Origin of the sequence: Williamsia sterculiae (assembly GCF_900156495.1) — a bacterium.
GTDB classification, from domain to species: Bacteria; Actinomycetota; Actinomycetes; order Mycobacteriales; family Mycobacteriaceae; genus Williamsia_B; species Williamsia_B sterculiae.
On sequence record NZ_FTNT01000011.1, the window covers coordinates 108943 to 127533 of the forward strand.

Here is an 18591-nt window from a genome sequence, read left to right on the forward strand (position 1 = left end):
CCGTCGGCCGCCGATGGTTCGACCGCAGAGCCTGATTCGACCGCAGAGGAGGACGCGGCGTGGGTAAGCACCGCTCGTCGGGGACCGCACGCCGCGGGGTGAGCCGTGGCCTGCTGGTGGCCATCGTCGCCGTGGTGGTGCTGGTGGTGGCCGGGGTGTTGTGGGCGCAGTTGGGTGACCGGATCACCGATCAGGGCAATGCCGACGCCGACCGGTGCGTCAAGGGCCCGCAGACTGTGTCGGTGGCGGTCGCCCCGGCGTTGGCCGACCCGCTCTCGTCGATCGCCACGACCTACAACGCCACCGCCCCCAAGGCGCGGGACCACTGCATCACCGTCGAGGTACGGCCGACCGATCCCAAGGTCACCCTCGACGCGCTCGCGGGCAACTGGGACCAGGCGTCGATGGGATCGTTCCCGGCCGCCTGGATCCCACCGTCGTCGTTGTGGAGTGCGCAGCTGGCCTCCACCAGGGCGGGTGTGGTCGCCGGGTCGCCGGAGTCGTTGACCACCTCACCGGTGGTGCTGGCGGTGTCCCGGGAGTTCGCCTCGACCGCGGGGTCGAAGGTCGCGTGGCTGGACCTGCCGACGTTGCAGACACGGGACAATGCGTTGGACGCCCTGGGGTTGCGGGGCTGGGGCAGCCTGCGCATGGCGGTACCCGGTGGCCCGGAGTCCGACGCCGGGTTGCTGGCCGCCCAGGCGGTGGCCGCCGCGGTGTCGCGCTCGACGACCGGTCCGCTGTCCGGTGCCGACGTCGGGTCGCCGAGGGTGACGACCACCCTGCGGGATCTCGTCCGGCGGGCACCGGCCGCGCCGAACGGAACGATCAGCGGTGCGGTGAAGGCCATCGGCTCCGGCACCCCGGCGTCGGGGGCGGTGCACGCGGTCGCGACCACCGAGCAGGGCCTCTATGCGCTGACGCGCGCCGACCCCGCGCTCGACGTCGCCGAGATCCTGCCGAGCGGTGCCACCCCCATCGCCGACTACCCGGTGGTGACCCTGACCGGATCGCACGTCGACGCCACGGCGGGCGACGCCGTCACCGACTTCGTCACCTTCCTGCGTCGCGCGGAGCAGCAGAAGACCCTGGCGTCCGACGGGTTCCGGGCCGCGGCACCGCTGCCGCAGTCCACCGCCGCGGTGACCTTCCCGGCCGTCGACACCCCGTTGGCCGCACCCGAGGCGGCCGCCGCGGCCGCGCTCACCCGCATCGTCGACCGCTGATCAGTCGCGGTCGCCGCCTAGACCGGTTCGCTGAACGCCTCGAGCGGTGGGCAACTGCAGACGAGATTGCGATCGCCGAACGCACCGTCGATCCGCCGCACCGACGGCCACACCTTCTCCCGCGCACCCGTGGACGGGAGGCCGTTGGGGTACACGGCCTGGAATCTGCTGTATGGACGGTCCCAGTCCTCGGCGACGAGGCATTCGGCGGTGTGCGGCGCGCCGCGCAACGGGCTGTCCTCCACCGACCACTCCCCCTCGGCCACCTGGTCGATCTCACCGCGGATGGCGATCATCGCGTCACAGAAGGCGTCGATCTCGTCGAGGTTCTCGCTCTCGGTGGGTTCCACCATCAGGGTGCCCGCGACCGGGAAGCTCATGGTCGGCGCGTGGAACCCGTAGTCGGCGAGACGCTTGGCCACGTCGTCGACGGTGACACCGGTGCGCTTGCTGATCTCGCGCAGGTCGAGGATGCACTCGTGTGCCACCAACCCGTTCTCTCCGGTGTAGAGCACCGGGAAGTGGTCGCGAAGCCGCGCGGCGACGTAGTTGGCGGCCGCGATCGCGGTGAGCGTCGCCCTGCGCAATCCGCCGGCTCCCATCATGCGGATGTAGGCGTAGGTGATCGGCAGGATCGACGCCGACCCGTAGGGCGCCGCGGCGATGGTGGGACCGTCGCCCAGACCGGGTGCCAGTGGGTGCCCGGGCAGGAACTGCGACAGATGCTCGCGCACGGCAACCGGACCCACGCCCGGCCCGCCACCCCCGTGCGGGATGCAGAACGTCTTGTGCAGGTTCAGATGGCTGACGTCGCCGCCGAACCGGCCCGGCCGGGCGAGCCCGACCAACGCGTTCAGGTTCGCACCGTCCACGTACACCTGACCGCCTGCATCGTGCACGGCGCCACACACGTCGGTGACGTCGTGTTCGAACACCCCGTGGGTGGACGGGTAGGTGATCATGATCGCCGCGAGCCGCTCGGCGTGGGCGTCGATCTTCGCGCGCAGGTCGTCGACGTCGACGTCGCCGTTGTCGCGGCAGGCGACCACCACCACTCGCATCCCGGCCATCACCGCCGACGCGGCGTTGGTGCCGTGCGCACTCGACGGGATCAGACAGATGTCACGGTTCTCGTCACCGCGCGACAGGTGGTACTTACGGATGGCGAGAAGTCCCGCGTACTCGCCCTGCGACCCGGCGTTGGGTTGCAGACTGACCCGGTCGTATCCGGTGATGTCACACAACCACCCCTCCAGGGTGGTGATGAGCTGCAGGTATCCGGGCACGTCCTGGGCGGGGGCGAACGGGTGGATCGCCGAGAATCCCGGCCAGGTGATCGACTCCATCTCCGCGGTCGCGTTCAGTTTCATCGTGCACGAGCCCAGCGGGATCATGCTGCGGTCCAGCGCGATGTCCTTGTCCGACAGCCGACGCAGGTAGCGCAGCATGGCGGTCTCGGTGCGGTATCGGTTGAACGCCGGGTGGGTCAGGTACTCAGAGGTGCGGTCGGCGATGTCGACGGCCGCCGCGGTCTCGTCGGAGGGCGTGACGTCGAAGGCGTCCAGCACGGCGGCCACGTGGTCGTCGGTGGTGAGCTCATCGCAGGCGATGCTCACGTGGTCGTCGTCGACGAAGCGCAGGTTGATGCCGTGGTTCTTGGCCGCGTTGACCACCGACGCCGCACGGTCGGGCACGTGCGCCAGCACGGTGTCGAAGAAGCGGGCGTGCACCACCGCGGCACCGAGCGCCGCGGCGATGGTCTCGGCATGCGCGTGCACCCGCGCGGCGATGGCCCGTAGCCCGTCGGGTCCGTGATAGCCGGCGTACATGGCGGCGAGCACCGCGAGCAGCACCTGGGCGGTGCAGATGTTGCTCGTCGCCTTCTCCCGACGGATGTGCTGCTCCCGGGTCTGCAACGACAGTCGGTAGGCGAGGTTGCCGTCGGCGTCCTTGGACACGCCCACCAGGCGGCCGGGCAGCTGACGCGCGTGACGGCTGTGCACGGCCAGATATCCCGCGTGCGGTCCTCCGAAGCCCATCGGCACCCCGAAACGCTGGGTGGTGCCGAAGCACGCGTCGGCCCCGGCCTCACCGGGCGGGGTGATGAGGGTCATGGCCAGCAGGTCGGCACCGACCGCGACCAGAGCACCGCGGTCGTGCGCGGCCGCGATCACCGCCGCCGTGTCGGCCACCCGACCGGAGGCACCGGGGGTCTGCAGCAGCACCCCGAAGAACTCTCCGTCGGGCAGGCCCGCGGTGAGGTCGGCGTACACCACCTCGATGCCCAGGGGCTCGGCCCGCGTCTCGATGATCGCCGCGGTCTGCGGGAAGACGTCGGTGTCCACGAGAAACCTCGGCGACTTGTTCTTCCCCGCGCGGCGCAGCAAGGTCATCGCCTCGGCGGCGGCGGTGCCCTCGTCGAGCATGGAGGCGTTGGCCACCTCCATCCCGGTGAGATCGGCGACCATGGTCTGGAAGTTGAGCAGCGCCTCGAGTCGGCCCTGGCTGATCTCCGGCTGGTAGGGCGTGTACGCGGTGTACCAGGCAGGGTTCTCGATGATGTTGCGCAGCAGCACCGGCGGGGTGAGGGTGCCGTAGTACCCCAGCCCGATCATCGTGGTGGCCACGGTGTTGGCTGCGGCGAGGTCGGCGAGTTCGGCGAGGATCCCCACCTCCGACAACGCGGGAGGCAACGCGTCGAGGCCGTTGGCCGCGGCACCGTCGGCGATCGCCGACGGGACCACCGCGCGACCCAGGTCGTCGAGGGAGTCGATGTTCAGCGTCTGCAGGATGCGGGCGATCTCGCCGGCATCGGGGCCGACGTGACGGTCGGCGAAGTCGGTGTGCACCACGGGCGGACCTCCGGGCTCGGCATCGGCCGCGGCGTGCCGGGCGATGCGATGGGCGATCCTCCCCCTCTGTCATGTCCCGGACGCGGATGCGGGCGGGACGCCTGAGAGATTCAGCCCGGGTAGGGCCTTTCACCGTGGGCGGGCGACGGGTCGCCACTTTCCAGAGTCGTCGGTCGCGACACGGTCCGGGTGCCTGAGAGTTTGACGGGGAGGTGTTGCTCCTTCGGCGGTCATCCGGATTCCGGATGACGCTCTCCCGTGTCGCAGCGACGTGACATCAGTGTAGTCGGGTGCGCGTGTGTGGTCCGGGTGGCGTGCCCGAGGGGCCGATCACGGGTCGACCCGCCCCGTGTCACCGCTCCAGCACCAGTCCGAAGTGCTCGGCGAACGCCTGCACACCACGGTCGGTGACGGCAAGCGCACGATAGGTCGGCAGCGGATCCACCCAACCGGCGCTCAGCGCCCGGTCGTACAACCCGCGGCCGAGCCGGCCGGCCAGGTGGTGGCGCGTCTCGGTCCAGTCGACGCAGTAGCGGACCAGTGGCCGACGGCCCACGGGCAGCTCGATGCCGATGTCGGCGATGAAGTCCCGACCGGCATCCGACAGTTGATAGTCGTGGTCGTTGCCGGGAGCCGCGGGACGGTCCCCACCACCCCGGGCCGGATCCAGCCGACCGTCACCACCGGTGAGGTAGCCGTACTCGAGCATCCCGCGCATCATCCCGACACCCACATGCCCCGCGATGTGGTCGTAACAGGTGCGCGCCACCCGCAGCTTGTCGGCACGGCGACTCCCCCGGAACGAGTTCACCTGTTGTGCGGGGGCAAGCTCGATCAGCCGTTCCAATGCCTCGGCCACCTGGTCACCGGCGAGCCGGTAGTGGCGGTGCCGTCCATCGATCCGCGCGACGACCAGACCGCCGTCGCTCAGACGCCGCAGATGTTCACTCGCGGTCGACCGGCTGACGCCCGCCTCGGCGGCCAATACGCTCGCCGACAACTCACGGCCTCCGGACAGCGCCAGGAGGATCCTGCCGCGAGCTCGGTCACCGATGAGTTCCGCGACGGCGGCGAGATCGGCGTCCCCGCCCCGCGGCGACACCCGATGATGCGTCGACCCGGTCACGAACCCTCCTCCCTGGTGGCGGCGACCGCGGAGGCACAGGCGATGGCGAGAACGATCGTCGCGAGCAGCGCGGCGACCGCGAGCCCGTACCGGTACCCGAGCCCGTTGAGGATCGCACCCATCATCGCCACTCCCAGGGCACCGCCGATCTGGCGCGTGGTGTTCAATCCGCCGCCGGCGAGTCCGGCACGATCAGCAGCCACGGCACCGAGCGCCACCGAGGTCATGGCGGGCATCGACAGTGACACGAGCCCGCACATCGCGAGACCGGTGATGATGTACCCGGGTGACCGCAACAGCGCACCGGTACCGATGCCGACTGTACCGACGGCCCCCAGCACCAGACCGATGACCATCGGGTACCGAGGGCCGCACCGCGCGGTGAGCGCTCCGCTGGCCGTGGCCCCGACGAATACGATCGTTGCCATCGGCACCGTGGCGAATCCGCCGCTCAGAGCACCGAATCCATGCGCCTTCTGCAGGGTCAGCGTGACGCAGAGCAGCGAACCGTACATCGCGAAGTTGAAGCCGAAGCCCGTCACCATCGTCCAGTGCAGCGCGGGTCGGGCGAGCACGCTGCGCGGTAGCAGCGGATGAGGTGTCCTTCGCTCGACTCCGACGAAGACGACGAATGCGACCGCGGCGAGCACCACCAACAGCACCGTCGCGACCACTCGTCCCTGGCCGCCCGCGATGATGCCGGCCACCACCGCCGCCAGACCTGCGGCCGCGACCAGGCTCCCGGTGCGATCGAGTGGGCGGTCCTGCGGCCGGTCGTGTGGTGCGGTGATGGCAACGGTCCCGCCCACGACGAGCGCGACCGGGACGTTCATCCAGAAGATCGACTGCCAGCCGATCGTGCTGATCAGTGCCCCGCCGACCAACGGGCCCGCCGCGAACCCGAGGGTGGCGATACCACCCCAGATCCCGAGAGCCCGGGCGCGTTGGTGACGCTCGGGGTAGAGCTCACCGACCAACGCGAGCGACGCCGGGAGCATGGCCGCGGCTCCGACCCCCTGGATCACCCGCGCCGCGAGCAACACCGACCATCCGGTGGCCAGTCCCGCGGCCACGGAAGCGAACGCGAACAACGCGAATCCGGCCACACAGACTCGGCGGTGACCGAAGCGATCTGCCGCGGCTCCGCCGATGAGCAACAGTGATGCGAAGGGGACGGCGTACGCCTCGACCAACCACTGGCTGAGGCCGAGATCGCCGCCGAGGTCACGTCCGATGGTGTCCAGCGCGACGTTGACGACGGTGGCGTCGAGTTGCACGACGCCGAAGGTGAGCGACAGCGCGATGAGCGCAACAGCACGTACCGGGCCGCGGGCGCTGTTCACCGGTGTCGAGGTCGCGATGGAATCGTTGCGGGTGGCCATGTCCCCATCGTCGGGCCAGAACGATTCGGTGCCGCCCGAAGTATCGCGTCACACACGACTCCCGCGACAGCCGTCGCGATCCGGCCCGGGCCGTCCCATACTGAGGTCATGCCGTCCGGGCAGTTGGAGTTCACCACGACCCCGCCGGGATCCGTCCCGGGCGCGTCGAGCTGCGTCGGCTACCGCGCCGCCGGCGTCGAGCCGGGGACGCACCTCGGCGTGCCCAGCGCATCGCTGACCTTCATCCTCAGCGTCGACGGCCCGGTCGTCGGTGCCTGGTCGGGTGACGATCTGGCCGCCGGACGGGTCTCGACGTCCGACATCGTGCTGTCCGGACTGCACACCGGCGCGGCGCACATCGTGCAACCCAGCCGACAGGAAGGCGTCCAGCTCGCGGTCGACCCGCTGGCCTGCCGGGCGGTGTTCGGGGTGCCGGTCGCCGAGCTGACCGGACCGATCAGCATGCCGGAGGTACTGGGCCGCCGTGACCACGAGTTGTGGGAGCGGGTCGGTGACGCCGCCGGGTGGGAACAGCGGTTCGCACTCGTCGCCGATCGGTTCCGCGCCGCCGCCGCGAACGCCGAGCACTCGACACTCGCGCCGGGCCGGCGGGCGCGCACCGACGTCGTCGCGGCCTGGCGGATCCTGCGGACGCGTCGCGGCGCGATCGCCGTCGAGTCGGTGGCCCAGCGGGTGGCGTTGTCGCCACGCCAACTCCGCACCGAGTTCACCCGCGAGTTCGGTGTCACCCCCAAGCAGGCGGCCCGGTTGATGCGGTTCGAGCACGCGCTGGGCCGGATCACCGCCGCGGTACGTGCCGGTCGCACGCCGTCGTTGGCCGGGGTTGCCGCGGATTGCGGTTACGCCGACCACGCGCACCTCACCCGCGAGGTGGGCGCGTTCCTCGGTGTGACGCCGACCGAGTGGATTGCCGCCGAGCGCCGAAACATTCAAGCCGGCGGGCACACCTATCACGAAGACTGACGACATGAACAACACTGCAGACGACAACACCGCCTCGACCCACCCCGGCGTCTTCCCGACCTTTCAGGCCCACGACGCCGACGCCCAGCTGCGCTTCCTCACCGACCTCGGATTCGTGGAGAACGTCGTCTACCGGGACGGGGATCAGATCGCACACGCCCAGCTCGATTGGCCCGGGGGCGGCAGCATCATGTTCGGCAGCCACAAGCCCGGGGCAGAGTGGTCTCGTGAACCGGGCACCGCGGGGACCTACCTGGTGGCGACCGATGTGGCCGAGCTGTTCGATCGGGCCGAGCGTCTCGGCGCGACGATCATCCGTCCGTTGCAGGACACCGACTACGGTTCGCGCGAGTTCACCATCGCCGATCCGGAGGGCAACCTGTGGTCGATCGGCACCTACGCCGGAGAACCATCGAAGGCCTGATCCCCGCGCCGCGCCCTAGCCCGTGCGCTGCGCGCGAGACTTGCGGCGGGCCGCCAACTCGTCCTCTGGTGCGGTCTCGCTGACCGCGCCGTCGGCGGCGCGTTCGCCGGGGAAGTCGGCGATGGTGCCACTCAACTCCCGCATCGCGCCGCTGACGGCGATACCGAACACTCCCTGACCGCCCTGCAGCAGGTCGACGACCTCCTCCGCGGAGGTGCATTCGTAGACGGTCGTGCCGTCGGAGAACAGGGTGATCCTGGCCAGATCCTCGACCCCGCGTTGGCGCAGGTGGTCGACGGCGACGCGGATGTTCTGCAGCGAGATACCGGTGTCCAGTAGCCGCTTGACGATCTTCAGGACCAGGATGTCCTTGAACGAGTACAGCCGCTGGCTGCCCGAGCCCGCGGCGCCGCGGATGGACGGGACCACCAATGAGGTACGGGCCCAGTAGTCGAGCTGTCGATAGGTGATACCCGCGATCTGGCAGGCACTCGGCACCCGGTAGCCGACGAGTTCGTCGGGCACGGTGTCGTTGGGGAACAACCCCGGGGCGATGTCGTCGAGCGACCCCTGGGTGGCGGTGGTCACGGTGTCCGCAGGAGCGGTCGAGCCAGGGGTGTTCCCGGGCGAATCCAGTTCTCCGGTGCCGCGCGACTGCTCGACCACTGCCACTCCTCGCATGCGTCGGGTGGGGTTCGTGTCGTCACGGTCCACCCACGACGAGCCGATCCTCGCCGTCGTCGACCCTAGGTTACGCGCCCCGACCCTGCTGATGTGTGCGCCACGGCAATCCGGGGCGATGAAGCAAACGGTATGGCCCGGCGGAGGGGGTATCAACGTGCCGCGCCGCAAGCCTCGACCTCAACTCGAGGTTGAGCACAATCGTGATGTGCCGGATCTCGTTCCGTGACCTTGACGCTCGCCGCGCCCATCGGCCTGACTATCAGGCGCCCCCGCTGGCCTTGAAGTCGTCGGGTGAGACCGAGTCGAGGAATTCCTTGAACTTCTCCACCTCGTCCTCCTTGACCTCGTCACCCTCGTCGGAGTCCTCGTCCGGGATCAGCAGGCCGGCCTCCGTGAGCACCGCCTCCTCGGCGATGATCGGGACGTCGGCTCGCATGGCGACGGCCACCGCGTCGGACGGCCGCGCGGAAACCCGCAGGTCGCCTGAGAAGACCATCTCGGCATAGAAGGTGCCCTCCTGCATGTCCACGATCCGGATCTCGACGAGCTCTTGGTTGAATGCCGTGATGAGGTTGACGATCAGGTCGTGGGTCAGTGGCCGGGGCGGTTCCACGCCCTTTTGCTTGAGGGCGATCGACGCGGCCTCGCTCTGTCCGATCCAGATCGGCAGGTAGCGCTCCCCCGACACCTCGCGGAGCAGCAGCACCGGTTGACTCTGTGGCGGTTCCACCCGGATCCCCACCACACGCATCTCACCCATGTCGCATCTCGCTGCGCATCTGCGTCTCGTTCATCCGACTCGAACTCCCGCCTGAGATTCTCCCGTGAGGATGGGCGATACAGCGGTCCGGTGCTCGACCGCCACATCTGTCCATCGTATGGCAACCCCACCGACTGCTCGACCGAAGTGCGCGACCCGGGCGCAGGCCGCGCGATCCGGTCTGCCACCGGTCCTCACCGACGCTACACCGCCCGTCGATCCGCATCAGTTGGCGCGGACCTGCCCCGCTGACACACCGAAAGACATGCCGCACAGTGCAGTCGGATCGCCCACGCCGCCGTCGACCCGATCTGGTGCCGCCGTGCGACGCTCAGTCCAAGACGTCGCGAACGGCCGCTTTGACCAGTTGGGTGTGCAGGGTGACCGAGAGCGCCGCGACCTCCCGGATCATCTCCTCGGCGCGGTCGCGCGCACCCGCACCGCGACCCATCGCGATGGGTTTGGCGATCTGCCCCACCAACCCGGCCTCGCGGTCGGCGGAGACCTTGAACGCCCGGAGATGTCGGGTTTCCAGCCCGTATGCGGCCAGCGCCGACGCCGCCTCGACCAGTCGCACCGCGTCCTCGTCGAAGAAGCCCCCGGGTCCCGCGGAGAGCAGTCCGTTGCGCCGGAGTTCGGTGACGAACTCTGCGTCGACCCCGGTGCGTTCGATCAGCGTCTCCCGCGACAACCGACCCGCGCCGAGCTCGGAGAAGTCGGTGGCCGGTGCCACCCACGATTTCACCGACGACAGCAACCGGGTGGATCCGTCGCCGTCGACGCGTTCGCCGCGGTCGATCGCGTCGAGCTGCTCGCGGATCACCTTCAGCGGCAGATACCGATCGCGCTGCGCGGTCAGCACGAACCGCAATCGTTCACAGTCGGCCACCGTGAACCGGCGGTACCCCGACGGCGAGCGTTGCGGGGTGATCAGTCCCTCGGATTCGAGGAACCGGATCTTGGAGATGGTGATGTCGGAGAACTCGCCGCGCAGCCGGTCCAGGACCGCGCCGATCGACATCGAGCCCTCCTGACCTCCCGTCGACGGAGCGGTCACCGACCCGACCTACGACTCGTCGCGCGGTCCACTGAGGAACACCAGACGGAACTTGCCGATCTGGACCTCATCACCGTTGGAGAGCACCGCGGAGTCGACCGGTTCGCGATTCACGTAGGTGCCGTTGAGACTGCCCACGTCGACGACCTGGAACTCCTTGTCGTTCTGTCGGAACTCGGCGTGCCGACGGCTCACCGTGACGTCGTCGAGGAAGATGTCGCTGTCGGGATGGCGCCCCGCGGACGTCGTGGCCTGATCGAGCAGGAATCGCGACCCGGCGTTGGGACCACGCTTGACCACCAGCAGTGCGGTACCCGGGGCCAGCCGTTCGACACCGGACTCTCCCGACTCCTGACCCGAGGCCGCCGGGGCGCCCTGCTCCATCTCCTTGATGAAATCGGCCCGGAACACCGAGGTCGTCTCGACCGGGGCCTCGAGGTCCTTGTCGTTGTCGCTCACCAACTACTCCTTGTCGTCGTACGCCCTGCCCGATACGAACCCGTACCGGTCCTGCGGAGACCCTCGTCGGGGCGCGCCACCGCACCTGTTGCTCACGTGTCACGGTAGTCACGGTCGACAGCCGACGCGTGACGTCGTCACACGAGGTGTCAGAGAGATCCTAGCCGCCCGTGGTGTCGTCGATGGGCGTGACCGACCCATCCGTCACCCGACACCCGCGCCTCACTCGATGATCGCGCGGTACCCCGCCGGGTCGAGCATCTCGGCCAACGCCGCGCTGAGGTCGATGTCGTCGCCGACCGTGATCTCCACCAGCCAACCCGCGCCGTAGGGATCCGAGTTCACCAGTTCGGGCGACCCGTCGAGATCGCCGTTGATCCGGCTGACGGTCCCATCGATCGGTCCGAAGATGTCGGACACGCTCTTGGTGGACTCGAGTTCCGCGAACGACTCCCCGACCTCCACGCCGTCGTCGACGGCGGGGAGTTGCACGAACACGACGTCGTCGAGTGCCTGCTGGGCGTAATCGGTGATCCCGATCCGGACCACCCGATCACCGACCTGCTGAACCCACTCGTGTTCGGCGGTGTATCGGAGGTCGTCGGGTACCTGGCTGTCACTCACGGGATGGCCGCCTCTTTCGTGCTGGAAGTTCTCGATACCGGTAGTTCTCGTGCCGGATGATTCACGTACTCGCCGACTCGTCGTCCGGGTGTCGCCCAGACTCTAACCCGTGTCCTACCGCCCGCTCTTACCGACCGCAGGCATCCGGGTGAGCACCAGCACGGTCTGCACCCAGTACACGACGAACGACCACACGTACATGTACAGACCCCAGATGAGGAACGCCCAGCCGATCGGATGGAAGATGTCGCCGATGATCGAATCGAGTTCGCCGAGAAGCAGAAACGGGAACGCTGACATCAGCGAGAACGTCGCGGCCTTGCCCACGTAGACCGTCGGCAGCGCCGTCAGCCCGCGCGACTTGAGCAGTGGACCGCTCGCCAACAGCAGTAGGTCGCGCCCCACGAGCACGCCGATGATCCACCACGGCAGGATCTCACGCAGGCCGAAGCAGATCGGGATCACCACCATGTACAGGCGGTCCGCGGCGGGGTCCAACAACGCGCCGATCTTGGACGACTGGTTCAGCAACCGGGCCAATTTGCCGTCGGCCCAGTCAGACGCGCCGGAGACGAACAGCACCGCGAACGCCCAGGCATCGGCATGTGGCCCCAACAACAGCCAGCAGAACACCGGCACCAGCAGTAACCGCAGCGCGCTCAGCGCGTTGGGAATCGTGGCGATGCGCTCGCTGGGCGCCGCGTCGGTCCCCGTCTGCGGCGGGGGCTCGCCGGAGTCGGGGGTGCGGGGTGCGTGCGAGTCGGTCACACCCTCATCCAATCAGCTCCGGTCAGCGGAAGATGCCGATGACACCCTGCAGGGCCTTCGCGCCGCCGGAGGCGAAGGGGTTGTCGTGCACCATGTAGGTCCACGTGGTGGTCGACCGACGCAGGTCGGCCGCGTCGAGATCCACCCCATCCGCCGTGATCGCGATGTCACGGAACGTCTTCCGGGCGTTGTCCACGGCCTCGCCCGGGAGTTTCGCGAACTCGTCGAGGATCAGCCGATGGAACTCGTCCAGCGGACTCTGTCGTCCCAGCGAACGCAGGTGGATCGACGCGCGGACGTCGGAGACGAAGGCCAGATGGTCGGCCCACGCACGGTCGAGGTGGTAGAGCATGATCTCGCGGCAGGCCTGGACCAACACCTCCCGCTCCACCGGTTCCACCGCGGGCAGCGTGCCCTCGGCGGTGTCCTCGTCCGCCGTGACCGTCTCTGCGGCGGGGTCGTCGGTGGCCGCGTCGACGGTCTTCTCGTCGGCCTCGGCCTCCTCGACCGTGTCCTTCGCGACCTCGGGCTCGTCGACCGTGCCGGTGTCGGTCCGGGTGTTCTTCTCTGGGGCGCCCTCCTCCGGGGCGCTCTCCGCTGCGGCGGCGGACTCTCCGGTGGACGGGGTCTGCTGCTCGGTCTCCCCGGTCAACTGCCGGTAGCGCTCCGGTTCCAGCTCGGCCAATTCGTCGACGGCCGCGTCGGTGGTCAGCAGTTCCATCCGGCGCTTGACCACGATCTCGCGTTGCTGGTTGACCAACTTGTTGTACCGCCAGGTGTTGGCGTGCAACTCCAGCATCACGCCCTCGGCAACCCGCTGGGCCTGTTCGATGAGGTCCACACCCTTCGCCGCCATCGACCCATCGGGATTGGGTGACACCGGGTCACGCTTGAAGGCGAGGTTCCTGGTGACCACCGGGTCCTCGAGGCTGGAGAAGAAGATCGACCGTCCCGGATCGCCCTGGCGGCCGGCGCGACCCCGCAGCTGGCTGTCGAGACGCTGGGTGTCGTGGCGCCCGGTGCCCACCACACAGAGTCCGCCGAGCTCGACGATCTGGTCGCGCGCGCCGGTGCTCTTGCCGTCCTTCTCGCCACGGGAGCCGCCGAGCTTGATGTCGGTACCGCGACCGGCCATCTGTGTGGACACGGTGACCGCGTTCAGCGCGCCCGCCTCGGCGATGATCTTCGCCTCCTCGGCGTCGTTCTTCGCGTTCAGTACCACCGACTCGACGCCCGCCTTGCCCAGCAGGTAGGCGAGCTCCTCGGATTCGGCGACGTCGTGGGTACCGATGAGCACGGGTTGTCCGGTCTCGTGCACGTCCTTGACGTACTGCACCACGGCCTCGGCCTTGTTCGCCTTGTTGTCGTAGACTTGGTCGGTCTCGTCGATCCTGGTGTTCGGCGTGTTCAACGGGATCTGCGAGACGGCCAGTTCGTAGAACTGACGGAACTGCTCACCGGCAGCCAGGGCTGTGCCGGTCATCCCGCACACCTTGGGGTAGCGGCCGATGAGCGCCTGCACGGTGATGGTGTCGATGACCTCACCGGAATCGGTCTGGGCCAGCCCTTCCTTCAGTTCCACCGCGGCCTGCAAGCCGTCCGGCCAACGCTGCAGCTGGGCGACGCGTCCACGGGAGGCGTTGATCAGGTGCACACCACCGTCGCGGACGATGTAGTGCACGTCCCGCTCCACCAGCAGGTGCGCGTGCATGGCCACGTTGACCTGCACCAGCGTGGTGCCCACGTGCTCCTCGTCGTAGAGGTTGATACCGCCGAGCTCGCTCTCCAGGAATTCCGCGCCCTCGTCGGTGAGGTAGACGTTGCGGCCGTCGGCGTCGACCTCGTAGTGGTTCTTCTTCAGCTTCGCCACGGCGTCGTGGATGGGACGATCGGGGACCTCACCCGCCGCCGCACCGGCCAGGATGAGCGGCACCAACGCCTCGTCAACCAGGACCGAGTCGGCCTCGTCGATGATCGCGACGTCGGGTTTCGGCGACACCAGCTCCGCATCACGGACGGCCAGCTGGTCGCGCAGCACGTCGAATCCGACCTCGTTGACCGAGGCGTAGGTGATGTCGGCGGCGTACGCCGTCCGGCGGGCCTCGCGATCGGATTTCTCCGACACCGAACCCGAGGAGATCGCAAAGCTGTCGAACAGCGGCTTCATCCATGCGGCGTCGCGCTCGGCGAGGTAGTCGTTGACCGAGATGACGTGCACGCGATGGCCCTGCAGCACGTATCCGATCGCGGCGATGGCCCCGGCGAGAGTCTTTCCCTCACCGGTGGCCATCTCGACGACATCGCCCTCGAGCAGACGCAACGCACCCTGCAACTGCACGTCGAACGGTCGCATCGACAGGCTTCGGTCGGCGGCCACGCGGGCCAGCGCGAGGAACTTGGCCCGGTCGGTGCCCTGCGGATCGGTGATGTCCAGCTTCTCCGCTGCGGGGGCGAGCTCGGCGTCGTCCAACCCGGCAGCCCAGTCGTCGTGACCCGCCGCATCCTTGAGCAGTGCGACCGACTTCGACTGGTTGCGCGATGACTGCGCTCCGAGCAGCCGCCACATGTTGTTCGTGAGCTTTCCCACCGAGCTGTACTCCTCGTCGTAGGTGCAGGTTGTCGTGCGTTCGGGTTGTCGTGCAGCCGCGCCACCCGGCGATTCTGCCGCGCTCCACGGTACGCGGGAGGCTGTACCGATCTCGCGGTCGTGTCCGGGCGGACCCGCGAGTGGCCGCCGGCGGGACGGCGACGCAGCGGTGATGCGTCATCGGCTCGGCGGGCTGTTTCATCGGCCCGGTCCGACGGTGGCGCGACCGGTAGAATCCGACGATGGCCAAGCATGCTGGGACGAAGAACAAGGCCGGCTCCACGGCGTCCGGTGACGGCCGTACACCGAAACGGGCCAAACTCCCGAAAGCCGCGTACGAGGCCGAACTGTTCCGGTTGCAGACGGAGATGGTCACCCTGCAGGAATGGGTGCGCGACACCCACCAGCGCGTGGTGGTGATCTTCGAGGGGCGCGATGCGGCGGGCAAGGGCGGGACCATCAAACGCATCACCGAATACCTGAGTCCACGGGTCGCGCGGGTGGCGGCGCTGCCCGCACCCAACGACCGGGAACGGGGTCAGTGGTACTACCAGCGTTACATCGCCCACCTGCCCGCGCCCGGCGAGATCGTGCTGTTCGACCGGTCCTGGTACAACCGCGCCGGGGTGGAAAGGGTGATGGGATTCTGTACCCCGCAGGAGCATTCACTGTTCCTGCGCCAGACCCCGATCTTCGAGCAGATGCTGATCGAGGACGGGATCACGTTGCGCAAGTACTGGTTCTCGGTGTCCGAGGAGGAGCAGTTGCGACGGTTCCGCTCCCGGCTGAACGATCCGGTGCGGCAGTGGAAGCTGAGCCCGATGGATCTGGAGTCGGTGTACCGCTGGGAGGACTACTCCCGGGCCAAGGACGAGATGATGGTGCACACCGACACCCCGTTGTCGCCGTGGTTCGTGGTGGAGTCCGACGTCAAGAAGCACGCGCGACTGAACATGATGTCGCACCTGCTGTCCACGATCGACTACGCCGAAGTCCCGCGACCGGCCGTGAAATTGCCCAAACGACCGATCGAGTCGGGCAACTACCGGCGACCGTCGCGGTCGTTGTCGACGTATGTACCCGACCACGCGGCCGCGTTGCTGGGCGACCCGGAGGCTGGGTTCTGACCTGTCACAGATGGGTCGCGGTCACCGCTGCCCAATAGACGTCGGCCGTCGCCTTGCAGGTGGTGAGAGCGGTGCCCGAGCCGTACGCGTAGGCACAGTTGGTCTTCAGGTCGGTGCGCAGCGCGGAGTTGCAGGCGGTGTAGTCGGTGCCCGCGGTGTCGGCCCGGTCATAGCAGAGGTCGTGTCGGGCGCACGGACCGCGGAAGTCGGCCGCGAAGTAGCTGTCCGGCGACGAGGTGCAGTAGTCGTGCCGCGCGACCGGCACCAGGTTGGTGTCGTAGACGTAATTGCTCGGCACCGAGACGAACGCGGCGGCCGTGGCCGACCGCGACCGCGCGGACACCGGCGGGCCGGGGTACACCTGCGACGCCGCCTGCGCGGCAGGATCGATGGGGTACTGCTCGGTGGGGGTTGCGTGGGCGGTCGCCTGACCACCGAGGACGGCGAAGACGACGAGGACGAGGGTCGCGACGGCGACGCGCAATCTGGTCATCACCGGAGATCATCATCTCCCGGTGGCCCCGAGATCCGCAGCGACTGAATTCCGAATGAATTGCCGACGACAGGACCGGCGGACGGGAATGGCGGGCACCCGCCCGCAGGTTGCAGTCCCTATGTGCCGTCCGACGGCATCGATGAGGGAGAGGTTGCGAACATGAGTGAAAAAGTCTGGTTCATCACCGGCACGTCCCGCGGATTCGGTCGCGAGTGGGCCATTGCCGCACTCGAGCGAGGCGACAAGGTGGCCGCCACCGCGCGTGACACCTCGACGCTCGACGATCTGGTCACGAAGTACGGTGATTCGTTGCTGCCGATCGAGTTGGACGTCACCGATCGTGACGCCGACTTCGCGGCCGTCACGAAGGCTCACGACACCTTCGGCCGCCTCGACATCGTCATCAACAACGCCGGTTACGGCCTGTTCGGCTTCGTCGAGGAGGTCAGCGAGTCCGAGGCTCGAGCCCAGCTGGAGACCAACGTCTTCGGCGCGTTGTGGATCACGCAGGCCGCCTTGCCCTTCATGCGGGAGCAGAAGAGCGGGCACATCCTGCAGGTGTCCTCGATCGGGGGGATCAGCGCATTCCCGTTGGTGGGGCTGTACCACGCGTCGAAGTGGGCCCTGGAGGGTTTCTCGCAGTCCCTGGCGCAAGAGGTCGCCGACTTCGGCATCCACGTCACGCTCATCGAACCGGGTGGCTTCAGCACCGACTGGAGCGGTCCGTCGGCCAAGCACGCCACCCAGCTCGACGCGTACGCCGAAGCGCACGAGAAGGCCCTGGAGGGTCGGAAGAAGCGCAGCGGCACGCCGGGAGACCCGCAGGCGTCCGCGCGTGCGCTGCTCAAGGTGATCGATGCCGAGCAGCCGCCGCTGCGGGTGTTCTTCGGTGCGGCTCCGCTCGGTATCGCCAAGGCGGACTACGAGAGTCGCATCGCGAACTGGGAGGAATGGCAGGACGTCGCACTGGAGGCGCAGGGCTGAGACCGTCCCGGAGGTCGTGTCACGGGTGGACGACGGTGACCCCGCCCGCACCGGCGCCTGGCTCGCCGAGCGCCATCAGACGTGCGGGCGCGGCGCCGAGGTCGATCACGTCGCGTAGGAGTTTCTGGGGACGCAGGGTGCCGGCCGCGATCTCGGCCAGCATCGCCGGATAGGTGTGTGCGGCCATGCCATGGCTACCGAGTAGTTGCAGCTCGCGGGCGACGACGAGTCCCATCGGGACCGCGGGCGCGGCGTCGTCGCCGAGCAGCCCCACCTGTACGTGACGCCCGCGGGGGCGCAGACACGCGATGGATGCGCGCATGGTGCCCGCGGCGCCGAACGCGTCGATGGAGACGTCGATGTCGTCCAGCTCGTTGGCGGTGCGCGCACCCGTGGTCGCGCCCAGGGAAAGCGCCAGGTCGAGGCTGACCGGTGACGGGTCGATCGCGATGACCCGAGCGCCACGGGCGGCGGCGATCATCACCGCCGACAGCCCGACCCCGCCGCAGCCGTGGACGGCCACGGTCTCACCGGATCGCACCTGCGCCACCTGCGTGACGGCCCGGTACGCCGTGGCGAAACGACATCCCAGACCGGCGGCGGTGTCGAAGTCGATGTCGTCGGGCAGGGCGACCAGGTTCACGTCGGCGTGGTCGAGTGCCACGCGTTCGGCGAACGACCCCGGGTGGGTGAATCCGGGTTGGGTCTGGCGCTCACACACCTGCTGATCGCCTCGACGGCACGCGCCGCAGTCACCGAACGCGCAGACGAACGGCACCGTGACACGCGCGCCGAGCTCCCAGTGCCGCACGTCGTCACCGACGTCGACGACAGTTCCGGCCAGCTCGTGGCCGGGCACGTTCGGCAACGGGATGTCGGGGTCGTGACCCTTCCACCCGTGCCAGTCACTGCGGCACAGACCGGTCGCAGCCACCGATACCACCACGCCGTGCGCGGGACACGACGGCTCGGCGATGTCACGCACCGCCATCGGGGCACCGAACTTCTCGTACACCACGGCTCGCACCGACCTATTATCAGGCGTATCTGC

The 18591-nt window shown here is 68.6% G+C and carries 17 protein-coding genes and 1 riboswitch; of the genes, 5 read left to right on the top strand and 12 right to left on the bottom strand.

Annotated elements, in window-relative coordinates:
- Positions 1-59: 59 nt before the first annotated feature.
- Positions 60-1226 carry a substrate-binding domain-containing protein gene (locus BW971_RS16965; protein WP_083710203.1) on the top strand — a complete coding sequence of 389 codons (1167 nt, stop codon included), beginning with the start codon at positions 60-62 and terminating at the stop codon, positions 1224-1226.
- Between the two features lie 17 nt (positions 1227-1243).
- Here the strand turns inward: BW971_RS16965 and gcvP are convergent, their stop codons facing one another.
- The 3 genes from gcvP to BW971_RS16980 all read right to left on the bottom strand — a co-directional run bounded on the left by gcvP (position 1244) and on the right by BW971_RS16980 (position 6586).
- The gene (gene gcvP / locus BW971_RS16970) at positions 1244-4078 is read right to left on the bottom strand and encodes an aminomethyl-transferring glycine dehydrogenase (RefSeq protein ID WP_076481992.1); all 2835 of its coding nucleotides are present in this window, start codon (positions 4076-4078) and stop codon (positions 1244-1246) included.
- Positions 4079-4249: 171 nt separating this feature from the next.
- Positions 4250-4347, bottom strand: a riboswitch (glycine riboswitch).
- Between the two features lie 83 nt (positions 4348-4430).
- The gene (locus BW971_RS16975) at positions 4431-5204 is read right to left on the bottom strand and encodes an ArsR/SmtB family transcription factor (protein WP_076481995.1); all 774 of its coding nucleotides are present in this window, start codon (positions 5202-5204) and stop codon (positions 4431-4433) included.
- Complete coding sequence (locus BW971_RS16980; protein ID WP_083710205.1) at positions 5201-6586, bottom strand: MFS transporter; 1386 nt, start codon at positions 6584-6586, stop codon at positions 5201-5203. The genes BW971_RS16975 and BW971_RS16980 overlap by 4 nt, the downstream gene beginning before the upstream one ends.
- Before the next feature lie 108 nt (positions 6587-6694).
- On the opposite strand from BW971_RS16980, the gene BW971_RS16985 reads away from it, so the two are divergent.
- Complete coding sequence (locus BW971_RS16985) at positions 6695-7570, top strand: helix-turn-helix domain-containing protein (RefSeq protein WP_076481998.1); 876 nt, start codon at positions 6695-6697, stop codon at positions 7568-7570.
- Positions 7571-7574: 4 nt separating this feature from the next.
- Positions 7575-7994 (top strand): VOC family protein, encoded by a 420-nt coding sequence (locus BW971_RS16990; protein WP_076482000.1) that lies wholly within the window; start codon positions 7575-7577, stop codon positions 7992-7994.
- A gap of 15 nt (positions 7995-8009) precedes the next feature.
- On the opposite strand, the gene BW971_RS16995 is transcribed toward BW971_RS16990, so the two are convergent.
- The 7 genes from BW971_RS16995 to secA2 all read right to left on the bottom strand — a co-directional run bounded on the left by BW971_RS16995 (position 8010) and on the right by secA2 (position 14933).
- Entirely contained in the window at positions 8010-8630 is a 621-nt protein-coding gene (locus tag BW971_RS16995) for a MerR family transcriptional regulator (RefSeq protein ID WP_076482170.1), read from the bottom strand.
- A 307-nt stretch (positions 8631-8937) separates the two neighbouring features.
- On the bottom strand, positions 8938-9438 hold the full coding sequence (locus tag BW971_RS17000) for a bifunctional nuclease family protein (RefSeq protein ID WP_076482002.1): 501 nt from the start codon (positions 9436-9438) through the stop codon (positions 8938-8940).
- Between the two features lie 331 nt (positions 9439-9769).
- Positions 9770-10459 carry a transcriptional regulator FtsR gene (gene ftsR, locus BW971_RS17005; RefSeq protein ID WP_076482004.1) on the bottom strand — a complete coding sequence of 230 codons (690 nt, stop codon included), beginning with the start codon at positions 10457-10459 and terminating at the stop codon, positions 9770-9772.
- A gap of 45 nt (positions 10460-10504) precedes the next feature.
- Entirely contained in the window at positions 10505-10954 is a 450-nt protein-coding gene (garA, locus tag BW971_RS17010; protein WP_407701232.1) for a glycogen accumulation regulator GarA, read from the bottom strand.
- A gap of 222 nt (positions 10955-11176) precedes the next feature.
- Positions 11177-11578 (bottom strand): glycine cleavage system protein GcvH, encoded by a 402-nt coding sequence (gene gcvH, locus BW971_RS17015; protein WP_076482010.1) that lies wholly within the window; start codon positions 11576-11578, stop codon positions 11177-11179.
- Positions 11579-11692: 114 nt separating this feature from the next.
- Positions 11693-12346 (bottom strand): CDP-alcohol phosphatidyltransferase family protein, encoded by a 654-nt coding sequence (locus BW971_RS17020; RefSeq protein WP_076482173.1) that lies wholly within the window; start codon positions 12344-12346, stop codon positions 11693-11695.
- Positions 12347-12368: 22 nt separating this feature from the next.
- On the bottom strand, positions 12369-14933 hold the full coding sequence (gene secA2 / locus BW971_RS17025) for an accessory Sec system translocase SecA2 (protein ID WP_076482012.1): 2565 nt from the start codon (positions 14931-14933) through the stop codon (positions 12369-12371).
- Positions 14934-15175: 242 nt separating this feature from the next.
- Between secA2 and ppk2 the strand changes: the two genes are divergently transcribed.
- A complete protein-coding gene (gene ppk2, locus BW971_RS17030) occupies positions 15176-16060 on the top strand; it encodes a polyphosphate kinase 2 (RefSeq protein ID WP_076482014.1) in 885 nt (294 codons plus the stop codon).
- A 4-nt stretch (positions 16061-16064) separates the two neighbouring features.
- On the opposite strand, the gene BW971_RS17035 is transcribed toward ppk2, so the two are convergent.
- Positions 16065-16553 carry a phospholipase A2 gene (locus BW971_RS17035; protein WP_076482017.1) on the bottom strand — a complete coding sequence of 163 codons (489 nt, stop codon included), beginning with the start codon at positions 16551-16553 and terminating at the stop codon, positions 16065-16067.
- Between the two features lie 162 nt (positions 16554-16715).
- Here BW971_RS17035 and BW971_RS17040 point away from each other — a divergent pair, with 162 nt between their 5' ends.
- Positions 16716-17540: an SDR family oxidoreductase gene (locus BW971_RS17040; protein WP_076482020.1), complete on the top strand. Its 825-nt coding sequence runs from the start codon at positions 16716-16718 to the stop codon at positions 17538-17540.
- Positions 17541-17559: 19 nt separating this feature from the next.
- Here BW971_RS17040 and BW971_RS17045 read toward each other — a convergent pair whose 3' ends face one another.
- Positions 17560-18567, bottom strand: coding sequence for an alcohol dehydrogenase catalytic domain-containing protein (locus BW971_RS17045; protein ID WP_076482023.1), 1008 nt, complete (start codon positions 18565-18567; stop codon positions 17560-17562).
- Positions 18568-18591 lie beyond the last annotated feature (24 nt).